A 19,703-nucleotide genomic window follows, 5' to 3' on the forward strand; every position below is an offset into this window, starting at 1 on the left:
TTTTAATTGAGCAGGGGTACATTTTATAAGGTATTACCTTTGATCAACTGGTGGTCTACCATATTTTGTATAGGAACGGTTCCTCCGTGAATTTGTTGAAGAAGTAATTCTACTGCTTTTAATCCAATTCCTTCTTCATCTTGTTTGATATGTGTGAAAATCATATCATTATATAACCATCCAGGATGGTCGAAACAAGCAATAGCGTAATCATCTGGAATTGATTTCCCCAGTGATTTCAGTACTTGTGCTAGAACACAGGCAATGTCATACTCACAAGCAATAAAGGCAGTTACATGAGTATTTTCCTCAATGAAGTTCCGCAGCTTTATCTGATCCTCGAAAAACTCATCTGGTCTATTGAATGTCAGCAATGTGCTGAACATATCTGTTAGGATATGACTTGTATTAACAGCAATTCCTTTTTCCAAATAAGCCGTTTTAAACCCTTGAATTCTTTCTTCAATAGAGGAAGTATACTCTTCTGGTGGTGAAACAAATGCTATATGTTCATGTCCTTGGGAGCTTAATAATCCTTTGACCTATGCTGAAGGCCAGACAGAAAGTGTTTCACTGTTTGATATTGCGGCACAAAATGTTATGGTGGATGCAGTTAAAAAAGGAGAAAATGATGATCATCTGATTATCCGCTTGCATGAATTTGCAGGTGCAAGAGGAACAGTTGAGGTAGCAAGTGATTTCCAAATTCAATCCTGGCAGGAATGCGACTTAATGGAAAGAAGTATTTCCGAAGCAAGGGAAAATGCGGCCTTTACGTTTGATATTAAACCATATGAAAATTAAGACTTATATTGTTAAGTTAAAATAGGTTTAACCTTATAAAATACGGGTATGTAATAATTAGCTGCTACTTTCCCCCATATTCTTAATTTGCTGCTAACTTTGACTATCTTATTGATAGTCCTTTTTTTTTGATTAATAGAAAAAGAAGACCTCATAGTTGAATAACGGGTTCCGTTAACTATCGCAAACACTAAAAATGTAAGGCAAATGACCTTCAAATTGTATGGTGATTTGGGGGCTGTTTTTGTTGATATATAGGGTTTTCGATCATTATTTTGGGAGAATTTGTAGTGCAATTTGTAAATTAAAATGTGAGGATACAATAGACAGTGTACCGCAGAAAAATACACAACATTTTTACTTGCAAATTGATAATATTGTTTTTAATATTTAAGGTTAGGCACTGTTATAACTGAATGTTGAGTTCACTGTGTATAAAAAATAAACGGTAAAATTCCGGCTATATTGGGAAATACCCATATTTCCTTGAAAATAAGGGGAGTTTTTCCGTTTACATGATCCAAATCTTTGAATTTTGTCTTATTTAGAACAGTTAATCGGAATATCTCCGCTAATATCCGCTTCTTAAGCCTCCCCAATATACATTAGCAGGAAATTCTCCGCCAATGAATTCTCCTACCTACACGAAATCAATACGGAGAAGGCGGAAATGGTGTGCAAACTTCGTCATTCGCAATCCGAAGAATAATCAATGAAAAGCAAAAATAGCAAGGGTATCAACCCTTGCTATTTCTAATGCAAATTAACGTATTGCGATAAGAAATGGAATCCGTTAATAGTTGAAGGTCTTCTTTTCATATGTTCCTATTTTTATCGAAAATGATAGACAGATAGATAAGGGCTTTGAAAGAGAAAAAGTTTACGCCTTTACCTTTGCGACTCTTTCGACCCCATTCTTAACGGCTTGTATATATTCCGTCATAGCTCGAACAGATATGTCGGCATTTGGATTGATTGATTCGAACCCATGATAGGCCCCAGGAAATAAATGAAACTCAACATCCACACCGGCTTGCGCAAGCTTAGTTACATAGGTTAATGTTTCATCGCGGAATGGATCTAATTGACCGACACATGTGTAGGTATATGGCAAATTACTAAAATCCTCTGCTCGGGCAGGGGCAGCATAGGCAGGAATTTGATCCGTTCCATATAAATCTCCTAAATACATTTTCCAGCCAGCTTCATTTGTCTTTTGATTCCAAACAAAACCTTCTTTAATTTCATTCGTTGAAGGTGTATTATTTTGGTCATCAATCATTGGATAAAGCGGCATTTGGAAACAAAGGGAGGGGTACTGACGATCGCGGGCTAATAACGTTAATGCTGCTGTTAGTCCACCGTCAGCACTCGCTCCAGCCGCACCAATACGATTCGAATCAATGTTTAATGCCTCTGCATGATCAGCAATCCATTTTAATGCGGCATAACAATCCTCAATGGGTGCTGGATAAGGATGCTCAGGAGCTAAACGGTAGTCTACCGAAACGACCACACAGTTGGCTTCTTTAACAAACCTCATACAAAGATCATCATTATCATCGATAGAACCTAAAATATAACCGCCGCCATGTATCCATAACAGGGCAGGTAAGGATTCATTCATTAATTTTGGACGATAAATTCTAATAGGTAAGGGATTTGCATCAGGTCCAGCGATGATTTCATCAGTTAATGAAAGGGAATCATCAACAAGGGCAGGTGGTCTCATTTGAGCTGCGCCTTCTCTGATTGCTGGTAAATACTCTGGACGTAAATCGAGGTCTTGAAACATTTCTAAACCAGGTAATAACTCTGGATTTACACGTTCTTTCATTTTAACACTCCTTTTGTAATCGCTTTCTGAAATGAAGTGTATTCTAGGTAGAGTAATAGTGATAAAATCATCACAATTAAATTATAGTGTGGTTATTTTATAATAGTCAACAAAATATTCTGAAAACTATATATTTCTGATAGGGTATCGAACTTTTTAAAACTTTTCTCTCCAGTAAGACTCCCAGCCGAGCAAAGCTATATTTGTGGTTCGCAGTCGTCAATAAGGCCTATAGGCTACCGAGCAAAGCTGTTTTTGTGGTCCTCAGTCGTCAATAAGGCCTATAGACTACCGAGCAAAGCTATATTTGTGGTTCGCAGTCGTCAATAAGGCCTATAGGCTACCGAACAGAACTCTTATTTGTGTTCGCAGTCGACAAGGAGGTCTATTAGCTACCGTGCTAATAGATTTTTTTGGTTTACGGTCGTCAATAAGTATTTAAATTAGTTCAACATTTCATTTAATAGCTAAGCTGCCTTTTTACACATAAACAAAAAAGCACCGCAAATGCGATGCAATTGTTAAAAATTTTGGAATAGGATAAGGAACACATTAGTTAAAAGAGTCCCTTTTTTCATGTACTCTATCAAGTTAATTATTTTAAAATTTGAATTTTTAACGTTTTTCTGCCCCATTGCAAGGCCGCTTTTTGAGAAGGTATAAACACATCAATTTTATTACCTTTTATCGCGCCGCCCGTATCTCCTGCAATCGCATAACCGTAACCTGGAACATAAACCTTTGAACCTAGCTTAATTACTTTCGGATCAACAGAAATCACTTTTTGATTGGGGTTTTTCTTCAAATTTATACCAGTAGCTGTTATGCCAGTGCAACGAGCAAAGTTTAACGTGTAGGCCGAGGCATTCACTGTAATCTCTTTTAGTACCTTCCCAGGCTTGCTAGTAGTTACAGGTTTCTTCGCAGGATTACTAGTAGTTACAGTTTTACCTGGATTTACTATTTTCAAAACTTGATTTATTTTAATGAGATCGGATGAAAGATGATTCCATTGCTTTAATTGACTGACGGTAATATGATTGGTTTTTGCAATTTTTGAAAGAGAATCGCCTTTTTTTACGGTATATGTATTGGATGCAGCTGATGCTCCGGTGCTAATTCCTAGTAATAACATAATAGATGTTGAAATCGTTATCAGGGATTTTTTCACTATTAAAACTCCTTTGTTCTCTGATAGTAAGAGTATATCAGCCTAGTATTACAATTCTGTTTCAGTAGTTTACTATTTTCGTGACAATGCGGTAACAAACCAATAATTTAGGTATTTCTTATCTATTAAACTGTTTTCTTCCTATTAAATATTATTTGAGAATAACTGAGCGGAATATAGGATGGACATCCCCTTTCACAAAATGGTAGCATGAGAATGTCTTAAATGAGTAGAGAGGATGTTTTTTTTGATTAAAACTGTGATTGCGACCCTTTTTCAAGTGATGATCCCTCTTTCGATACCGGTTAGTGCTGGGGCCATCCTTGGCCGATGGGCACGGCTAGACACCAAGCCATTATTAACCCTTACATTATATTATTTAAGCCCAGCTATGATATTAGATACATTAATGACTGCCCGTGTTTCTCATAGTGATATTTTTCATACCCTTGCGTTTTCCTTGCTTAATCTTGTTCTGCTTTGGGCTATTGCCAATAGTTTAAGTAAGCCTCTTCATTTTCCTGCAAATGAAAAGGCTGCCCTAGTATTAGTGTCTTCTTTTACAAACAGTGTCAACTACGGACTTCCTCTTGTTTTACTTGCGTTCGGGAAATTAGGGTTCGAAAAGGCATCTATTTATGTTGTCATTCAAATGTTGATCGTCAATACAATCGGAGTTTATTTTGCGGCACGCTCGCAATTTTCAATAAAAAACGCGGTGCGATCGGTATTTACCCTTCCAGCTATATATGCTGCGATACTGGCACTTGTCCTTCGCATCTTACATCTTTCCTTACCCATCGGAGTGGCGAAAGGCGTTTCCATGATTGCAGATGCATATTCCCCAGTTGTTATGGCTATATTAGGAGCTCAAATTGTAAGTGTAAAAACCGCAAAGTTTGAATGGAAATCTCAAAAAGCCTTTTGGACAGGGATGGCCATTCGTTTGTTGGTTTCTCCAGCGGTTGCTTTGGTGTGTTTATCAATCTTGCAAATAAAAGGCATATTGCAATCGGTTCTTTTTGTTTTAGCTTGTATGCCAGTAGCCGTGAATGCTGGCATTCTCGCGGAAAAATTTAATGCCTCACCCAATATTGTATCTAAGTGTATACTCTGGACTACACTAGTCTCATTTATTATTTTGCCGTTTCTAATTGTAGTAATAAAGTGATAACGGAACTTGTTTTTTCTACTAAAAGTAGATATCTTTCTTTGAAAGGGGGAATCCCAAAAAAAAGCAATCTTAGTCCTGTTAAGTACAGAGATACCAAGATTGCTTTGAAATAAAACGTTCTTAAAAGACTGCTCTTAAAGTACATAGTTTTATGAAGGATAAATGTTCTACGATTATGCAAAAATGGCCTTTGTCAGTAAAAATAGAACAGATGGGGCAAGTAAGCAGCCTAGACCAGTATAAAAAGTGGCGGTAACTGCTCCATAAGGAACAAGTTTTGGATCTGTTGCGGCTAAACCTCCTGCTACTCCACTCGTTGTACCCATGATTCCGCCGTATACCATGGCTGTACGAGGGTTATTTAATCCAATATATTTTGCGATAAAAGGTGTGCCGATCATTGTTAAGATGGACTTTACTAGTCCTGCTGCGATGCTAAGAGTTATAACTTCCGAACTTGCTCCAATAGCAGATCCTGTTACTGGTCCTACAATGTATGTAGCTGTCCCGGCACCAATGGTCGTTAAGCTAATAGCATCTCTATATCCAAAGGCAAGTGCAATAATGACACCGACGATAAAAGAGAGGATAACGCCTACAAACAAGGATAAAACCCCGTTTACTCCAGCTTTCTTTATTTCGCTAAAGTTTGCCCCAAAGGCCGTAGCAACTATAGCAAAGTCCCTTAGCATTCCGCCGCCCATAAGACCAATGCCAGAAAAAAGGGTAATGTCTGATAACCCTTTTTCTCCTCCTGTAACCACTCCGCCGATGTATGCGAGTACAAGTCCGAGAGCAATGGCAATGGCAGAACCATGAATGCGGCCCTTCGTAAATTTGTTAGACATAAAATAAGAAAGATACATAGTTAAGCCGACAATAGCAAAAGCAACAATTAAACCGTTATTCTTCAAAACATTACCTAGTATTTCTAACACTCTGCTCGCCTCCATTCACATCAATTTCTAGGATCGCATCTATATTGCCCCCTCGACTTAAAAGAGGAACAACTGCCCAGCTAACTACGACAACGACCACACCTGCAATAATAGCCAAGATTCCTCCATGGAGGGCGGCAACCACATTTTGCTGTGCTGACATGGCAATAACAATTGGAATATACATTCCACTCCAAAAAGCTAGTCCTTCTTGCGTCTGTTTGTTTAATTTATCTTTCTTTTTCAAATATTCCACAAGTAGAATCAGCATTAGCATAGCAAAGCCAACACCGCCGACATTTGCGTCAATTCCCAGTATGTCTCCTAGTAGATCTCCAAAAAACATCCCGGATAAAAAGCAAATAGATAATATTGCGACCCCAAAAATAACCATGCAATTTCTCCTTTTCAATTTTTTCTTTTTAACAATTACCTTAAAACTAATGCGAACAGAACTATCAAACGTATGTCTGCACTGAGAAGAAAATTGAAACTAAGGAAAGCGCTTGCAAAATAAGAATCAACAGTCGACTGTATTCCTAAAACTCATAATAAATCGTGAGAAAATAAAATGTCAACTATTTTTTTAATTTTCTAAATTTATTGAAATCTACTTATACAGGCGCTATAATAGAAATCGACAGTCGACTATTTTTACTTATTGGAGGAGACTTTGGTCATGAAAACTGATAAATTTACTCAAAATGCATTATCAAATCATATCGCTGAACATATTACTGAGCAAATTATTAAGGGGGAGCTAATCCCCGGGGATAAACTAATCGAACATATTTATGCAGAAGAGTACGGAACTAGCCGTGCTCCTGTAAGGGAAGCTATTTATCTGCTTTCCATTGAAGGCCTTGTGGAAAGAATTCCAAGAAAAGGGGCCGTGGTAAAAGAATATACGGAGAATGAGATATATGATCTGCTCGAAATACGTAATATGCTTGAAACAATGGCCATCGAACGTATTGCTCGAAACGGAGTAGACCAAGATTGTCTGCAAAATATGGCAACTATTTTAGAAAAAATGAAGGATGAGACGAAGGTACATCAATATACCCAACTAAATCACTCTTTCCATATGACACTTGTAGAAATGAGTAAAAGTGAGACGATTAAAACGATGTATTCAAGGCTTGGATGGCCTCTGCTAAGAATCCAAAGTCTATCATTTGCGAATGATGGAAATATTGAAAAGTCCGTAAGAGAGCATCAAATGTTAATCGGATTTTTGAGGGAAGAAAACATCCAGGAAGCAGCGAATCTTTTAAAACATCATAACGAAGATGTCATTTCAAGTATGAAGAAAAAGCTAGGTTCAAAGAATAAATAAGTTTTTGCAAGATTAACAGAGTAGTTGAGTTTTCAAACAAGGTGGTGAAAGTTGGTGAAACACGCATTTTTATTTCCTGGCCAAGGTTCCCAGAAGCCGAATATGCTCCATGAACTGCCTAAACATCCTGCGGTTGAGGCAGTTCTGCAAGAAGCGATGGAGGTACTTGGAGAAAACGTTTACAATGTTGATTCCAAGGAAGCCTTGATATCGACTGTCTCAGTTCAAATCTGCCTGCTTGTTTCCTCGGTTGCTATTTTAAGAGTTTTTGAAGTTGAAGGGGTATATCCAGATTTTGTGGCAGGCCATTCTGCAGGTGCTTTCAGTGCAGCGGTTGCATGTAAGGCTATTGAGTTTGCAGATGCTTTAAGAATGATAAAGCTAAGAGGGCAGCTAATGGAACAGGCCTTTCCAAGAGGCTACGGAATGGGTGTCATTACTGGAATGGATGAACAGACAGTAAAAGAACTAGCAAATTCTTGTTTTACAGAGACAGAACCTGTATTCACGGCAAATGTCAATGCTCCGGATCAAATTACAATCTCTGGTTCTATTGCTGCACTAAATCAGGTGATTCATCGTGCCAGAAATAAAGGAGCTAGAACCGCGGAACTTCTAAATGTGAACATACCCTCCCATTGTTCCTTGCTAAACTCAGTTTCTAAGTCATTACATGAGGAATTTTTAAAAATTAAATTTAGACAGCCAGTCATTCCATACGCTTGTAACCGGACAGCAAGGCTTTTAAGATCGCCAGAACAAGTTAGAGAGGATCTTTCCTTTAACGTTTCTCATCCAGTTATGTGGCATGATATTTCTTCCATCCTTTGTGAGCACGGCACAAGGCTTTTTATTGAGATGCCTCCAGGAAATGTTCTTACCAGTTTATCCAAAAAAGCACGGCCTGGTGCCCGTTCTTTTTCTGTAGATGAAAATGGGTTTCGAAATTGTTTAGTTATGGCAAGGCGTTTTTGTTCTGAACATTCTTAAATATAAAAGTTTAATAGGGGAAAGGGGATAGCAGGAAATGCAGGCAATAAAAAAACACTCTTGGAAAAAACGATTAGAGGCAAAAGAAAAGAGAATAGAGAAATTGAAAGACATAACGAGCAGCCGAATTATCCCTACAAACAAAATTGTTCAGGCGCTTGAAACCTTAATTCAGCCTGGAGATCGCGTCGTTTTGGAGGGAAACAATCAGAAGCAGGCATCCTTCCTATCGGCTGCTCTTGCCAAGGCAGACCCGGAAAAATTATATGATTTACATATGATTATGTCGAGCATCTCCCGGCCTGAGCATTTAGATCTGTTTGAATATGGAATCGCTAGAAAAGTAGATTTTTCCTACGCAGGGCCACAAAGCCTCCGTATTGCACAAATGCTGGAAGACGGGAAACTAACCATGGGTGAAATCCATACCTATGTGGAACTATATGGAAGATTGTTCATTGACTTAATTCCATCCGTTGCGCTAGTAGCTGCTGACAAAGCTGATGCTGCCGGTAATTTATACACGGGGCCGAACACGGAAGAAACACCAACATTGGTTGAAGCAGCAGCATTTCGTGATGGCATAGTCATTGCGCAGGTAAATGAATTAGCCGACGAACTTCCGCGTGTTGATATTCCAGGTTCCTGGATTGACTATGTCGTTGTTGCTGACAAGCCCTATCAACTAGAGCCTCTTTTTACTCGTGATCCTCGCCATATTACAGATATCCAGGTGCTGCAGGCCATGATGATCATCCGTGGTATATATGAAAAGCACCAAGTAAAGTCATTGAATCATGGAATTGGCTATAATACAGCTGCCATTGAATTGTTACTTCCGACATATGGAGAACAGCTTGGCCTTAAAGGAAAGATTTGCAAACACTGGGCGTTAAATCCGCATCCTACACTGATTCCTGCAATCGAAAGCGGCTGGGTAGAGAGTGTCCACTGCTTTGGCGGAGAAGTTGGAATGGAAAAATATGTGGCCTCAAGGCGAGATGTTTTTTTTACCGGCCGTGACGGAAGTTTGCGCTCGAACCGGACATTATGCCAGCTGGCAGGGCAATATGCTGTCGATTTGTTTGTAGGTTCAAGTCTGCAAATTGACGCTTACGGAAATTCTTCGACTGTTACCCGTGGGAGGCTAGCAGGGTTCGGCGGCGCACCAAATATGGGGCATGACCCAGGTGGAAGGAGACATTCATCCGAGGCTTGGCTGGACATGAAGACAAACAATGATCCGCTTGCACGTGGGAAAAAGCTGGTAGTCCAGGTTGTTGAAACCTTCCAAAACGGAAATAAACCGGTGTTTGTTGAATCATTAGATGCACTGGATGTGAAAAATGATGCCAATCTCGCAACGGCACCAGTCATGATTTATGGTGAAGACGTCACACATATTGTTACTGAAGAAGGGATTGCTTATTTATATAAGGCAAACAGCATGGAAGAACGCAGGCAGGCAATTGCAGCAATCGCAGGCGTTAGTCCGATTGGGCTTGAACATGACGTCAGAAAGACGGATAAATTGAGGAGAGAAGGATTGATTGCCCTCCCTGAGGATCTTGGTATTAGAAGAACGGATGCAAAGCGTTCCCTGCTTGCTGCTAAAAATGTAGAAGAGCTGGTGGAATGGTCAGATGGTTTATATGAACCACCTGCTAAATTCCGAAGCTGGTAACAGGGTGCAGTCAAATGGAAAAATTACTATCCTACACAGAGAAGCTCGCCATTTTAGCAGTACAGGCGCTGATTGAGGAGGCAGAACTGACGCCGAAGCCAGGTCTTGTTGATAAAGAAAGCACAGGTTCTCATCAGGATATGTCGATTGAATTAATGATTCAATCAGCCAGATCAATAGAGCCAGCGTTTAGAGAAATGGCCAAGGTAAGCTATGGAAAGGTTCCATCCCAGGATTTAAGGGAAGAGATTGCTGCTATCGGCCGCCAAGGGGAAATCGATATGTTCCAAGCTACCGGGGGAGTGAATACACACAAAGGTGCTATCTGGGCGTTAGGGCTGCTTGTTTCAAGCGCCGCTATGAATCCTGGAGAGACATCATTAGACCATATTGCGAAAACCGCGGGGAAGCTTGCCAGTTTCCCGGATCGGAACCTGACACAACAAATAACGAATGGTAAAAGAGTTAAAGAAAAATACGGAGTAAATGGAGCCCTGGGGGAAGCTCAGCAAGGGTTCCCTCATATAAGAAAAATAGCCTTACCTGTTCTTAATAATTCGAGGAGCAGGGGCATCAAAGAGGACCTATCCAGGTTGAATACCTTAATTGCACTTATGTCAAGTCTTGATGACACATGTATATTACATCGGGGAGGGGCTCAAAGCTTGACCACTACTAAGGAACTTGCTTCGGAAATCCTGCTATTAGGCGGAGTTGGGACAAAGACAGGATGGAAGATTTTAGAGGAGCTAAGCCAATTCTTAATTAAGTGCCATGCTTCTCCAGGCGGGAGTGCGGATTTGTTGGCGGCTACATTATTCCTTGATGAACTCTATAAAAATAACAAGAGCTATTTATGGGAGTTCAAAAAGTACTCGCTCATTAGAAAATAAGGAGGGTGCAAAAATGGAAAAATTAATGTTTCGTTTTCCGGGAACAAAAAAAGTCGAGTCAAATGCACATGTGGGTGTAGTTGGATCTGGAGATTTGGAAATTTTGATGGAACCATCAGAAGGAGCCTATGCAGAAGTACTTATACGTACTGGTACAACCGGCTTCAAAGAAACATGGAAAGCCGTTTTAGAGAGATTTTTTTCACAGCACGAGGTATCAGCTATAATAAAAATTAATGATTTTGGTGCAACTCCAGGAGTTGTAACATTACGTTTATCACAAGCATTGGAGGTGGCTAACGATGCTAGATACGCTAAAAAATAGCTTTGTTGAATGCAGCGGACGTGAAATGGCACGTGCCTTGTTAGATGAATCGAGCTATCGGGAATTGCTGGATCCATTCTCAGGTATAGAATCACCACATTTGGAACCTCAGGGCATTGTCCCACAAAGTGATGATGGTGTGGTGATTGCAAGGGGAGAATTGCATGGACTTCCTTTATTGGTAATATCTATAGAAGGGAATTTCCAGGGAGGAGGTATTGGGGAGGTATCCGGTGCTAAAATTGCAGGTGCACTCGAACTTGCTTTGGAGGAAAATAAAGCAGGCGGATTAGTGTACCCAGTCATTGTGTTTGATACAGGAGGCGTGAGGCTGCAGGAAGCAAACTACGGTCTATTGTCCATTGCAGAAATCGGAGCTTCCATCGTTGCGCTTCGGGAATATGTACCGGTTATCGGTATGATTCCTGGAAAGATTGGAGCATTTGGCGGGATGTCCATTACCGCTGGATTATGCAGCTTCTTAATCATGACACGTGAAGGAAGACTTGGACTAAATGGTCCTGAGGTCATAGAACAAGAAGCAGGGATTGAGGAATTCGATTCCATGGATCGTCAGCTAATTTGGAATACAATTGGTGGAAATCAAAGAGAGGCTATAGAATTGGCCGATCTGGTTGTGGAAGATGATATTGAAGCTTTTCAGCAGGCCATTCTTTCTGCAGTCAAAAAAGCTGCTGGAAATCCACCAAGAAGCACCCAGGTTGAAAGGTATCTAACGTTTTTACAAACGATCGATACTTCGGAACCAATTAACCCGTTTAAAGCACGTCATTTATGGAAGCAATTCGAGAATGCTAAACTAGTTGATTATAGCTTTGGGAGGACCATACAGGAAAATGAAATTGTAAGCAGAGGACATAAATGGTTTAATCTCTTAACAAATGAGACCACAACTATCAGTAATATCCCTTCTGTTCTTTGCGCAGATTCCTTTATCGGGAACATTCCGGCGCGTTTCCTTGCGGTTGTGCCGGATAAAAATAGCCGCTTCCCAAGAGCACGCTCAGGTGAATTCGGCCTGGAAGAGGGATGGATGATTGCCAAACATATTCGTGATGTGATTGAGGAAGACCGGCATCAGGAGAAGCGGGCCATTATCGCGATTGTTGATGTACCAAGCCAGGCTTATGGCTATCGTGAAGAATTGCTTGGAATTCATCAGGCATGTGCTGCAGCCGTTGATGCATATGCTTCTGCTAGATTAGCAGGGCATCCAGTCATTGCTTTCATACCAGGAAAGGCTATTTCAGGGGCTTTTCTTTCCCACGGAATGCAAGCCAGCCGTCTAATAGCCTTAGAGGATGAAGGGGTGAATGTTCACGTAATGTCCAAACAATCAGCTGCAAGGATTACACAGCGTACGATTGAAGAATTGGAGGATGCAACAAAAAAAGTTCCTGCAATGGCCTATGATATTCGTTCTTTTGAAAAACTAGGTGCCCTATTTGCCTTAATAAGTGGAATAAATGCCGATACCCCAGAGATTTCAGACCGAGAAGCGGTATTAAGTAAAGTGGCTGAAGCCATTGAAGATATCAAAAACAGTTCAAGGAATCTTAGCTGCAGACTCACTTCTTCTTTTGCCCGAGAAGGTGGGAGGGCAGCTTCGATACTCGTTCGGGAAAAACTTGCAGAACAATGGCGCTAGAACCACATGACTTACTAAAGATTAATCCAAAGGATATCATCAGCCACACTATACTCCCTGAGTGGGTCGTACATTCTTTGGAGACAGCACCATTTGTTGTGGTCCGCAGGGTCCATGCACCAATAGGTCAGGCAGCCATTGGTATTAGGGGCAAGCAAAGGAACCAGAGATTTGGGGCATTTTTACAAGTACAGAGTGTTATAAAGCAAATAAAACCTGAAGACCTTACCGCAAGAGAACAGTGGAAGGATAAGCAATCACCGGTTTTCGCGGCTATGGAGTTCGCAAAAGAGATATTCAATACTCACAGGCTTTCATGGGGGCCTGGAGGAAGTGTCGGTTTCGAGCTTGCTAGTGGTGTGAAAACAGTGACATCAAAAAGCGATCTAGACTTGATAATTCGTTCACCAGTACCATTGGAGTTTTATATAGCGAGTGAGATGGTGGAAGAGTTACAAAAAAGCCCGGTAAAGGTAGATGTTCAAGTAGAAACCCCTGCCGGTGCCTTTTCATTGATGGAGTATGCAAGAGGTCCTGGGCCGGTGTTATTAAAAACAATGTTCGGCCCAAAGTTGAGCCGCAATCCTTGGGACGTATCTAAAGATTTACTTAATTTAAATAATGGGCTGCATTCCTGTTAATGAAGAAGTATGACTATCTTATTGATAGTCCTTTTTTTTTACCTTGAGCTACCGCTTTTCTAAGTATTTGTGTTATTGATATAATACTATAAAGCGGATTTATCAAAGTAAAGGAGGAATTTAAAATGGGAGAGTCAAATTATATTATTCAATATATTCAAAAAAACAGGGAGCATCTAGTCAATGAATGGATCGATAAACTAAATAATCTAAATGAGAAAAATATATCAAATATAATATCAGATCAAGGGTTTGCTAATATTTGTAATGAGTATATAAATCTATTAATTTATGACTATAATAAAGAGGAGAATGCAAAAAACAGAATAAGCAGTTTTACGCAAAAATTAATTCAACTAGGGTGGACCTTGAGTTTTATTATGGATTGTATCACTGAATTTGGTAAAATTGTTTTCTTTCATATGACAAAAGATGATTCAGAAAAGAAGCAAATGGAATTTGTTTGGGATTATGATAAATGGATTAGTCCAATTAACAATAAATTATTCAGTCAGTACGCAGCCTCTTGGCAAAAAACGATCTCTTTACAAAAAATTGCCCTTGAAGAATTATCTGCTCCACTTATCCCAGTTTTCGATAATATTTCTGTCATGCCTCTCGTTGGAACCATTGATACAGAGAGGGCAAAAAGTATAATGGGAAATCTACTTGAAGGGGTAGTGAAATATCGATCCGAAGTTGTATTGATTGATATAACAGGGGTCCCTGTAGTAGATACAATGGTGGCTCATTATATTATTCAAGCTGTTGAAGCAGTAAGATTAGTTGGAGCAAAATGCTTAATTGTGGGAATAAGGCCCGAGATAGCCCAAACAATTGTGAATCTAGGAATTAATCTAAATCAAGTTATTACAAAAAGCAACTTACAAAAGGGGATTATGGCTGCATTAGAAATGACAAATCGAAAGATTGTATCAACGGAGGAATAGGATGAATACAAGAATACCAATTCTAAAATTATATGATTATTTGTTTGTTTCCATTCAGTGGGAGCTTGATGATAAAACAGCCTTACAATTTCAAGAATCATTGCTACAGAGAATACATGAAACCGGTGCTAGCGGTGTGGTTATTGATTTAACATCTGTCGATATGATCGATTCATTTATTGCGAAGGTTTTAGGTGATGTAATTAGTATGTCCAAATTAATGGGGGTAAAAGTTGTTTTAACTGGCATTCAACCAGCTGTAGCAATTACGTTAGTTGAACTCGGGATTCACCTCCAAGATGTCCATACAGCCATTGATCTAGAAAAGGGGTTAGAAACATTACAAAGGGAGTTGGGGGATTAAAGTATGGAAAACCAATCCTCTGTAAAAATACTATCAGAATGGGATATCGTTGCAGCTAGGCAACTAGGAAGAAACATAGCAAAAGAGCTAGGATTTGGAACAGTTGACCAGGCCAGAATCACTACAGCAATTTCTGAGTTGGCTCGTAACATTTATTTATATGCCGGCCAAGGAGAAATTCAGTTCGAGCCTGTCAATGAATTCGAAAAAAGAGGGTTAAAAGTAACAGCTGTTGATCATGGTCCGGGAATACAGGATATTAGGAGAGCAATGGAGGATGGGTTTTCAACATCGGGGGGTTTAGGTGCAGGGTTACCAGGAGTGAAACGGTTAATGGATGAATTCGATTTAATCACATCACTAGGGGAAGGAACAACCATTCAAGTAGTAAAATGGCTTCGAGATAGGAGGTTTGGATAAAAGATGGATTTTAAACAGATTTTAGAATCAAGTTATCGGGAAATACTTCGCAGATATATAGAGGAATCTTCCGAAGCAGCCCTGTATCAAGGACAAATGTTTAGCAGGAAATCCATCAAACAGCAAATTTCTCCTGAAGAAATTATTAGTATCCATTGTAAAGTTTTAAAGGACCTATATCCAGACATTAGAGAGGAAATTTTAGCTTCATTTGATTTCCTTATTGAATTTATGATGAACTATGGCTTAGCCTATCAAGAACATCAAAGCTTGCGTGACAAACAGTTTGAAATTAAATCGGAAATTGAAATTGCCGCCAGCATTCAAGAAAACTTATTAGAAACGCCAATTCCGAAGCTTGAGGAAGTAGATATTGGTGCCCTTAGTATACCGGCGAAGAAAATAAACGGAGACTTTTATCGCTTTGTGGAGGATGGAAAAAGTATTAGTATTGCCATTGCAGATGTAATTGGTAAAGGTATACCTGCAGCACTTTGTATGTCTATGATTAAATATGCAATGGATAATTTACCAAAGTGCAGAAATAATCCAAATGATGTGTTAACAAATTTAAATAGAGTTGTGGAAAGTAATCTGGATTCAAGTATGTTTATCACCATGTTTTACGGAATCTATGATTTTAATAAGCATTCATTTACATATGCTGCTGCAGGCCATGAACAAGGGTTTTATTATCATGCTTCTTCTCAATCCTTTGAGGACCTTGAAACAAGAGGTATGGTGTTAGGTGTAGAGCCGAATATTACATATGAGCAATATGAAAAAAAGGTGAAACCCGGAGATATGATCGTTTTACTATCTGATGGTGTGACTGAATCAAGGACGGAAAATGGGTTTATTGAGCGCTCGGTCATTACGGATATCATTCAATCCACCATGCATTTATCCGCACAAGAAATGGTGGAAAACATTTATCGTCAAATCGAGAGGTTACAGAATTTTGAGATAAGAGATGATTTTACGCTAATCATTATAAAAAGAGTTTAAAACTTACTTATGGGGTAGTAAGCATAGAAAAATAACTAAAAGAATACCGAAAAATCTATGAAAGATGCAGGGTAAAAAAATGCTTGAACGTGACTTTAACCAACATATTCAGGCGATAGCCTATCAAATTCCAAAAGAAGGTAATGTCCTTAATGGGGATAGTTTCTTCATGAAAATAACGGACGATTACTTTATTTGTGCGGTGGCCGATGGTTTAGGGAGTGGGGTGCATGCCTATCATTCGTCAAACGCGATACGTCAAGAGGTGGAAAAAAACCATGATCAAGAGGTAGAGGTATTAATCGAGCGTTGCAATCAGTCTCTGAAGGATAAAAGGGGGGCGACTCTATCCATTTTAAAGGTCCATTTTTTACAAAAAACATTCACCTATAGCTCAGTGGGAAACATTCAATTTATTCTTTCTTGTCCCTCTGGTCGTTTTATCTATCCGCTGCCTGTGCTGGGATATTTATCTGGAAAGCCCCAAAAATACCGATGTGAAACATTTTCTTATGAAAAAGGGGCTAAATTTATTCTTTATACGGACGGCCTTACGATTCCTGGTATTAAGTCATTAGTAAGTTCCTCCAGCTCCATTGAAGAGATTTCTAACTATTTAGAGATTCATGCAAAAACAGGAAAAGACGACATGACTTATATTGTAGGTCAACTTTTTTAATAATAAATGTTTATTTATTTAACAAAGCGGGTATTAACATGCAGATACCTTTGTGAGTGTAGATATGACTTACTTAAGGAGGAATAAAATTGAAAAATTCATATAATACCAAAGGTATTTCGGAATATATAAATAAAAATAGGGAAGAATTTCAGCAGAAACTGTTATCGGAGGCTGTCAATGTTGCCTCTAATATTGAGGGGATTTTAAAAGAAGGTAATATTGATTTATTGAAAAATGCTCAAAGGCTAGTTCTTTATGTTGTGGAAAATAAAAAAGATGAGCTCATTGCTTTTGCTAACGAAGAAGGAATTGCTTGGGCAAAATATTCATTAACTCTTGCGTTCAAATTAGAATGGGTGCATGCCATAAGACGTTCGTTATGGCATTTCATCAGACTTTATGATGGATTAAATGACGAAAGTAATATTACTGAAAATTTTTTCGAATGGGAAGAGAAAGTGAATGATGGAATAGATGAATTTCTGAATTCATTTTTCATAAGCTATTCACAGTATAAAGATGAATTAATCCTTTCTCAAAGGAAATTAGTCGAACATCTTTCTGTACCTATCATACCAGTAAGCCAAACAGTAGCTGTATTGCCTTTGATTGGTACATTTGATTCTTATCGAATGGATATTATTGAGGAAAAAGTGTTAACTGACATATCAAAGTTAAGAATTCTTACAATAATTTTTGACTTATCAGGAATTTCGGATATGGACGAAGTAACTATTGCTCATTTTCAGAAAGTGTTGATAGGTATCAACTTGATGGGGGTTAAATCAGTTATCACTGGATTACGCCCAGATCTTGTTAGAAAAATGGTACATTTAGGAATTGATCTTGCTAGTTTTACAGAAACAAAAGGAACCTTACAGCAAACATTAAATAATTATCTTAGTTAAAATATACATATTTCTAAGTTCAACTAGTGCAATGAAATAGTAATAAAATGACAATTAGGAAGTCAGTTGCCTTTATAGGCAGCTGTTTTTTTTTTGAGAAAGTAACTTTGGTTGTTGGTGTATCCTCCACAATTTAAGGGTATGGAATAGTAACAGAGTTTGGAGGAGGAGTATCTTAATAGGATGGGGACAAATGGAATTAGACGTTTGAATCGATATAGAGAAATTGTTTCACTGTTGGTTAAACATGGTTTTGGTTACATCGTTCAAGAGGTCGGTTTAACAGATAATCTTACAATGAAAGACCGGCTTATTGCCGATTTTAAACAGGGAAATTCGCAGGAAATGGGATACCGCTTACGCCATTTATTAGAGGAGCTTGGTCCGACTTTTATTAAGTTAGGCCAGCTCCTTAGTATTAGAAGTGACCTGTTACCAGTAGAAGTCATTCGTGAATTGGAACTTCTACAGGATGACGTGAATCAAGTTCCCATAAATGAAATTAAGGGAAAAATTCAGCTCGAACTCGGACGGGCGGTGGAGGAAGTATTTGATTGCTTTCATGAAACACCGGCGGGGGCCGCTTCCATCGGCCAAGTTCATGAAGCGAAATTGCCCAGTGGCCCGAGGGTAATGGTAAAAGTACAGCGGCCGAAAATAAAAGAAACGGTTTATGCAGATCTTGAAATATTAAAGGACCTTTCAAAGATGATGGAAAATCACTACGATTGGGCCGAACATTACCATATCACCGATTTGATGAATGAGCTGGCAGAATCGATCAAAACTGAACTGGATTACATGGAGGAAGGGAGGAATACTGAAACGATTCAGTTTCAATTTCAAAACCATACCGGCATAAAAGTCCCCGAAATTTATTGGGATTACACTACAGCTGAAATACTTACTATGGAAAGATTAGACGGAATAAAAATAACTGAGGTACAGCAGCTAAACCTAACTCAGGAGGAAAAAAGACATGTTGCTGATTTGTTGATAGAATCGTTTGTTACCCAAATTTTAAGGGAGGGTTTCTTCCACGGGGACCCGCATCCTGGTAACATTTTCTACATTCCTGAAACGAAGCAGATTGGATTTATTGATTTAGGACAGATAGGCAGGTTATCTTCAAGAAAAAGATATGATGTGACCACATTAATGATTGGTCTAATGAATGAAGATACTGATTTAATCGTGAAGGCCATGTACAGGCTTACTTATGTCCCAACATCGGTTGATGATAAACGATTTTACGATGACATTGACAGAGTCAGTAACAAATTCAGCCATACTACTTTAGGTGAATGGGATTTTGGTTTGACGATTAACGAACTTTTCTCGATTGCACATAATCACCAGATTTATATCCCAACAGACTTCATGATGCTGGGAAAAACGTTAATCACGTTAGAAGGAATTATTAGAGATATCGACCCATCATTAAACCTGCTTGAACTGGCCAAGCCTTACAGTCAGCAATTATTGATGGAACGCTTTAATCCTGTCAAATTTGGAAAAAGGCTTTTGAACGATGCAGAGGACTTAACTAAAAGCGTAACAAAAATTCCTGGACAGATTGAGGAAGTTCTTCAGAAGACCTCTGAAGGTGACTTAAAGGTGAAGATTAGTGTACATGAGCTAGAAGATATTTTTGCAAAAATTGATCGCTTAAGCAACAAAATTTCGTTTAGTGTAACACTGCTTGCCTTTAGTATCGTGGTGTTGGGCTTAATCGTTGGGGCCACTTTCGGGACCAACACCATTCTTACCAGCATACACGCACTCGAAGTTGGATTTATTATTGCATTTTTAATGTTTCTATGGATTATTTATTCCATCATTAAAACAGGCCGTTTTTAACTTCTCTTGTTCTTACATTAAAAATCCCGGGAAGATTCACTTCCCG

General features: G+C 39.0%; 20 protein-coding genes and 1 pseudogene. 16 read left to right on the top strand and 5 right to left on the bottom strand.

What is annotated here, in order from left to right; all coding sequences use genetic code 11:
* Nucleotides 1–23: 23 nt before the first annotated feature.
* Nucleotides 24–518, bottom strand: a pseudogene (locus CVD27_RS11400) (substrate-binding domain-containing protein); the annotation flags it as partial.
* A gap of 19 nt (nucleotides 519–537) precedes the next feature.
* On the opposite strand from CVD27_RS11400, the gene CVD27_RS11405 reads away from it, so the two are divergent.
* Nucleotides 538–804, top strand: a complete 267-nt coding sequence (locus tag CVD27_RS11405) for a glycosyl hydrolase-related protein (protein WP_180960233.1) — start codon at nucleotides 538–540, stop codon at nucleotides 802–804.
* Nucleotides 805–1,684: 880 nt separating this feature from the next.
* Here the strand turns inward: CVD27_RS11405 and CVD27_RS11410 are convergent.
* Nucleotides 1,685–2,641 (bottom strand): alpha/beta hydrolase, encoded by a 957-nt coding sequence (locus tag CVD27_RS11410; RefSeq protein ID WP_101648027.1) that lies wholly within the window; start codon nucleotides 2,639–2,641, stop codon nucleotides 1,685–1,687.
* 595 nt (nucleotides 2,642–3,236) lie between these two features.
* Entirely contained in the window at nucleotides 3,237–3,812 is a 576-nt protein-coding gene (locus CVD27_RS11415) for a 3D domain-containing protein (RefSeq protein ID WP_101648028.1), read from the bottom strand.
* Between the two features lie 247 nt (nucleotides 3,813–4,059).
* On the opposite strand from CVD27_RS11415, the gene CVD27_RS11420 reads away from it, so the two are divergent.
* Nucleotides 4,060–4,983, top strand: coding sequence for an AEC family transporter (locus CVD27_RS11420; RefSeq protein WP_101648089.1), 924 nt, complete (start codon nucleotides 4,060–4,062; stop codon nucleotides 4,981–4,983).
* Between the two features lie 176 nt (nucleotides 4,984–5,159).
* Here CVD27_RS11420 and madM read toward each other — a convergent pair whose 3' ends face one another.
* Both madM and madL read right to left on the bottom strand, forming a co-directional pair.
* Complete coding sequence (gene madM, locus CVD27_RS11425) at nucleotides 5,160–5,924, bottom strand: malonate transporter subunit MadM (RefSeq protein WP_180960234.1); 765 nt, start codon at nucleotides 5,922–5,924, stop codon at nucleotides 5,160–5,162.
* On the bottom strand, nucleotides 5,905–6,318 hold the full coding sequence (gene madL, locus CVD27_RS11430; RefSeq protein WP_101648030.1) for a malonate transporter subunit MadL: 414 nt from the start codon (nucleotides 6,316–6,318) through the stop codon (nucleotides 5,905–5,907). Before madL ends, madM begins: the two co-directional genes overlap by 20 nt.
* 285 nt (nucleotides 6,319–6,603) lie before the next feature.
* On the opposite strand from madL, the gene CVD27_RS11435 reads away from it, so the two are divergent.
* The 14 genes from CVD27_RS11435 to CVD27_RS11500 all read left to right on the top strand — a co-directional run bounded on the left by CVD27_RS11435 (nucleotide 6,604) and on the right by CVD27_RS11500 (nucleotide 19,657).
* Entirely contained in the window at nucleotides 6,604–7,263 is a 660-nt protein-coding gene (locus CVD27_RS11435) for a GntR family transcriptional regulator (protein WP_101648031.1), read from the top strand.
* A 54-nt stretch (nucleotides 7,264–7,317) separates the two neighbouring features.
* A complete protein-coding gene (gene mdcH, locus CVD27_RS11440; RefSeq protein ID WP_101648090.1) occupies nucleotides 7,318–8,253 on the top strand; it encodes a malonate decarboxylase subunit epsilon in 936 nt (311 codons plus the stop codon).
* A gap of 37 nt (nucleotides 8,254–8,290) precedes the next feature.
* Nucleotides 8,291–9,937, top strand: coding sequence for a malonate decarboxylase subunit alpha (mdcA, locus tag CVD27_RS11445; RefSeq protein WP_101648032.1), 1,647 nt, complete (start codon nucleotides 8,291–8,293; stop codon nucleotides 9,935–9,937).
* 14 nt (nucleotides 9,938–9,951) lie between these two features.
* The gene (locus tag CVD27_RS11450; RefSeq protein ID WP_101648033.1) at nucleotides 9,952–10,830 is read left to right on the top strand and encodes a triphosphoribosyl-dephospho-CoA synthase; all 879 of its coding nucleotides are present in this window, start codon (nucleotides 9,952–9,954) and stop codon (nucleotides 10,828–10,830) included.
* Between the two features lie 13 nt (nucleotides 10,831–10,843).
* Nucleotides 10,844–11,155: a malonate decarboxylase subunit delta gene (locus tag CVD27_RS11455; protein ID WP_101648034.1), complete on the top strand. Its 312-nt coding sequence runs from the start codon at nucleotides 10,844–10,846 to the stop codon at nucleotides 11,153–11,155.
* Nucleotides 11,133–12,824 (top strand): biotin-independent malonate decarboxylase subunit beta, encoded by a 1,692-nt coding sequence (gene mdcD, locus CVD27_RS11460; protein ID WP_101648035.1) that lies wholly within the window; start codon nucleotides 11,133–11,135, stop codon nucleotides 12,822–12,824. The genes CVD27_RS11455 and mdcD overlap by 23 nt, the downstream gene beginning before the upstream one ends.
* Nucleotides 12,815–13,465 carry a malonate decarboxylase holo-ACP synthase gene (locus CVD27_RS11465; RefSeq protein ID WP_101648036.1) on the top strand — a complete coding sequence of 217 codons (651 nt, stop codon included), beginning with the start codon at nucleotides 12,815–12,817 and terminating at the stop codon, nucleotides 13,463–13,465. Before mdcD ends, CVD27_RS11465 begins: the two co-directional genes overlap by 10 nt.
* Nucleotides 13,466–13,590: 125 nt before the next feature.
* On the top strand, nucleotides 13,591–14,415 hold the full coding sequence (locus CVD27_RS11470) for an STAS domain-containing protein (RefSeq protein WP_101648037.1): 825 nt from the start codon (nucleotides 13,591–13,593) through the stop codon (nucleotides 14,413–14,415).
* A 1-nt stretch (nucleotide 14,416) separates the two neighbouring features.
* Nucleotides 14,417–14,779, top strand: a complete 363-nt coding sequence (locus CVD27_RS11475) for an STAS domain-containing protein (protein ID WP_101648038.1) — start codon at nucleotides 14,417–14,419, stop codon at nucleotides 14,777–14,779.
* Between the two features lie 3 nt (nucleotides 14,780–14,782).
* Complete coding sequence (locus tag CVD27_RS11480) at nucleotides 14,783–15,199, top strand: anti-sigma regulatory factor (RefSeq protein ID WP_101648039.1); 417 nt, start codon at nucleotides 14,783–14,785, stop codon at nucleotides 15,197–15,199.
* Nucleotides 15,200–15,202: 3 nt separating this feature from the next.
* The gene (locus CVD27_RS11485; RefSeq protein ID WP_101648040.1) at nucleotides 15,203–16,207 is read left to right on the top strand and encodes a PP2C family protein-serine/threonine phosphatase; all 1,005 of its coding nucleotides are present in this window, start codon (nucleotides 15,203–15,205) and stop codon (nucleotides 16,205–16,207) included.
* 79 nt (nucleotides 16,208–16,286) lie between these two features.
* Entirely contained in the window at nucleotides 16,287–16,886 is a 600-nt protein-coding gene (locus tag CVD27_RS11490) for a PP2C family serine/threonine-protein phosphatase (protein WP_101648041.1), read from the top strand.
* A gap of 89 nt (nucleotides 16,887–16,975) precedes the next feature.
* Nucleotides 16,976–17,797, top strand: a complete 822-nt coding sequence (locus CVD27_RS11495; protein WP_101648042.1) for an STAS domain-containing protein — start codon at nucleotides 16,976–16,978, stop codon at nucleotides 17,795–17,797.
* A 183-nt stretch (nucleotides 17,798–17,980) separates the two neighbouring features.
* Nucleotides 17,981–19,657: an ABC1 kinase family protein gene (locus tag CVD27_RS11500; RefSeq protein ID WP_101648043.1), complete on the top strand. Its 1,677-nt coding sequence runs from the start codon at nucleotides 17,981–17,983 to the stop codon at nucleotides 19,655–19,657.
* Nucleotides 19,658–19,703 lie beyond the last annotated feature (46 nt).

Source organism: Neobacillus cucumis, assembly GCF_002860255.1.
Taxonomy (GTDB): Bacteria; Bacillota; Bacilli; order Bacillales; family Cytobacillaceae; genus Neobacillus; species Neobacillus cucumis_A.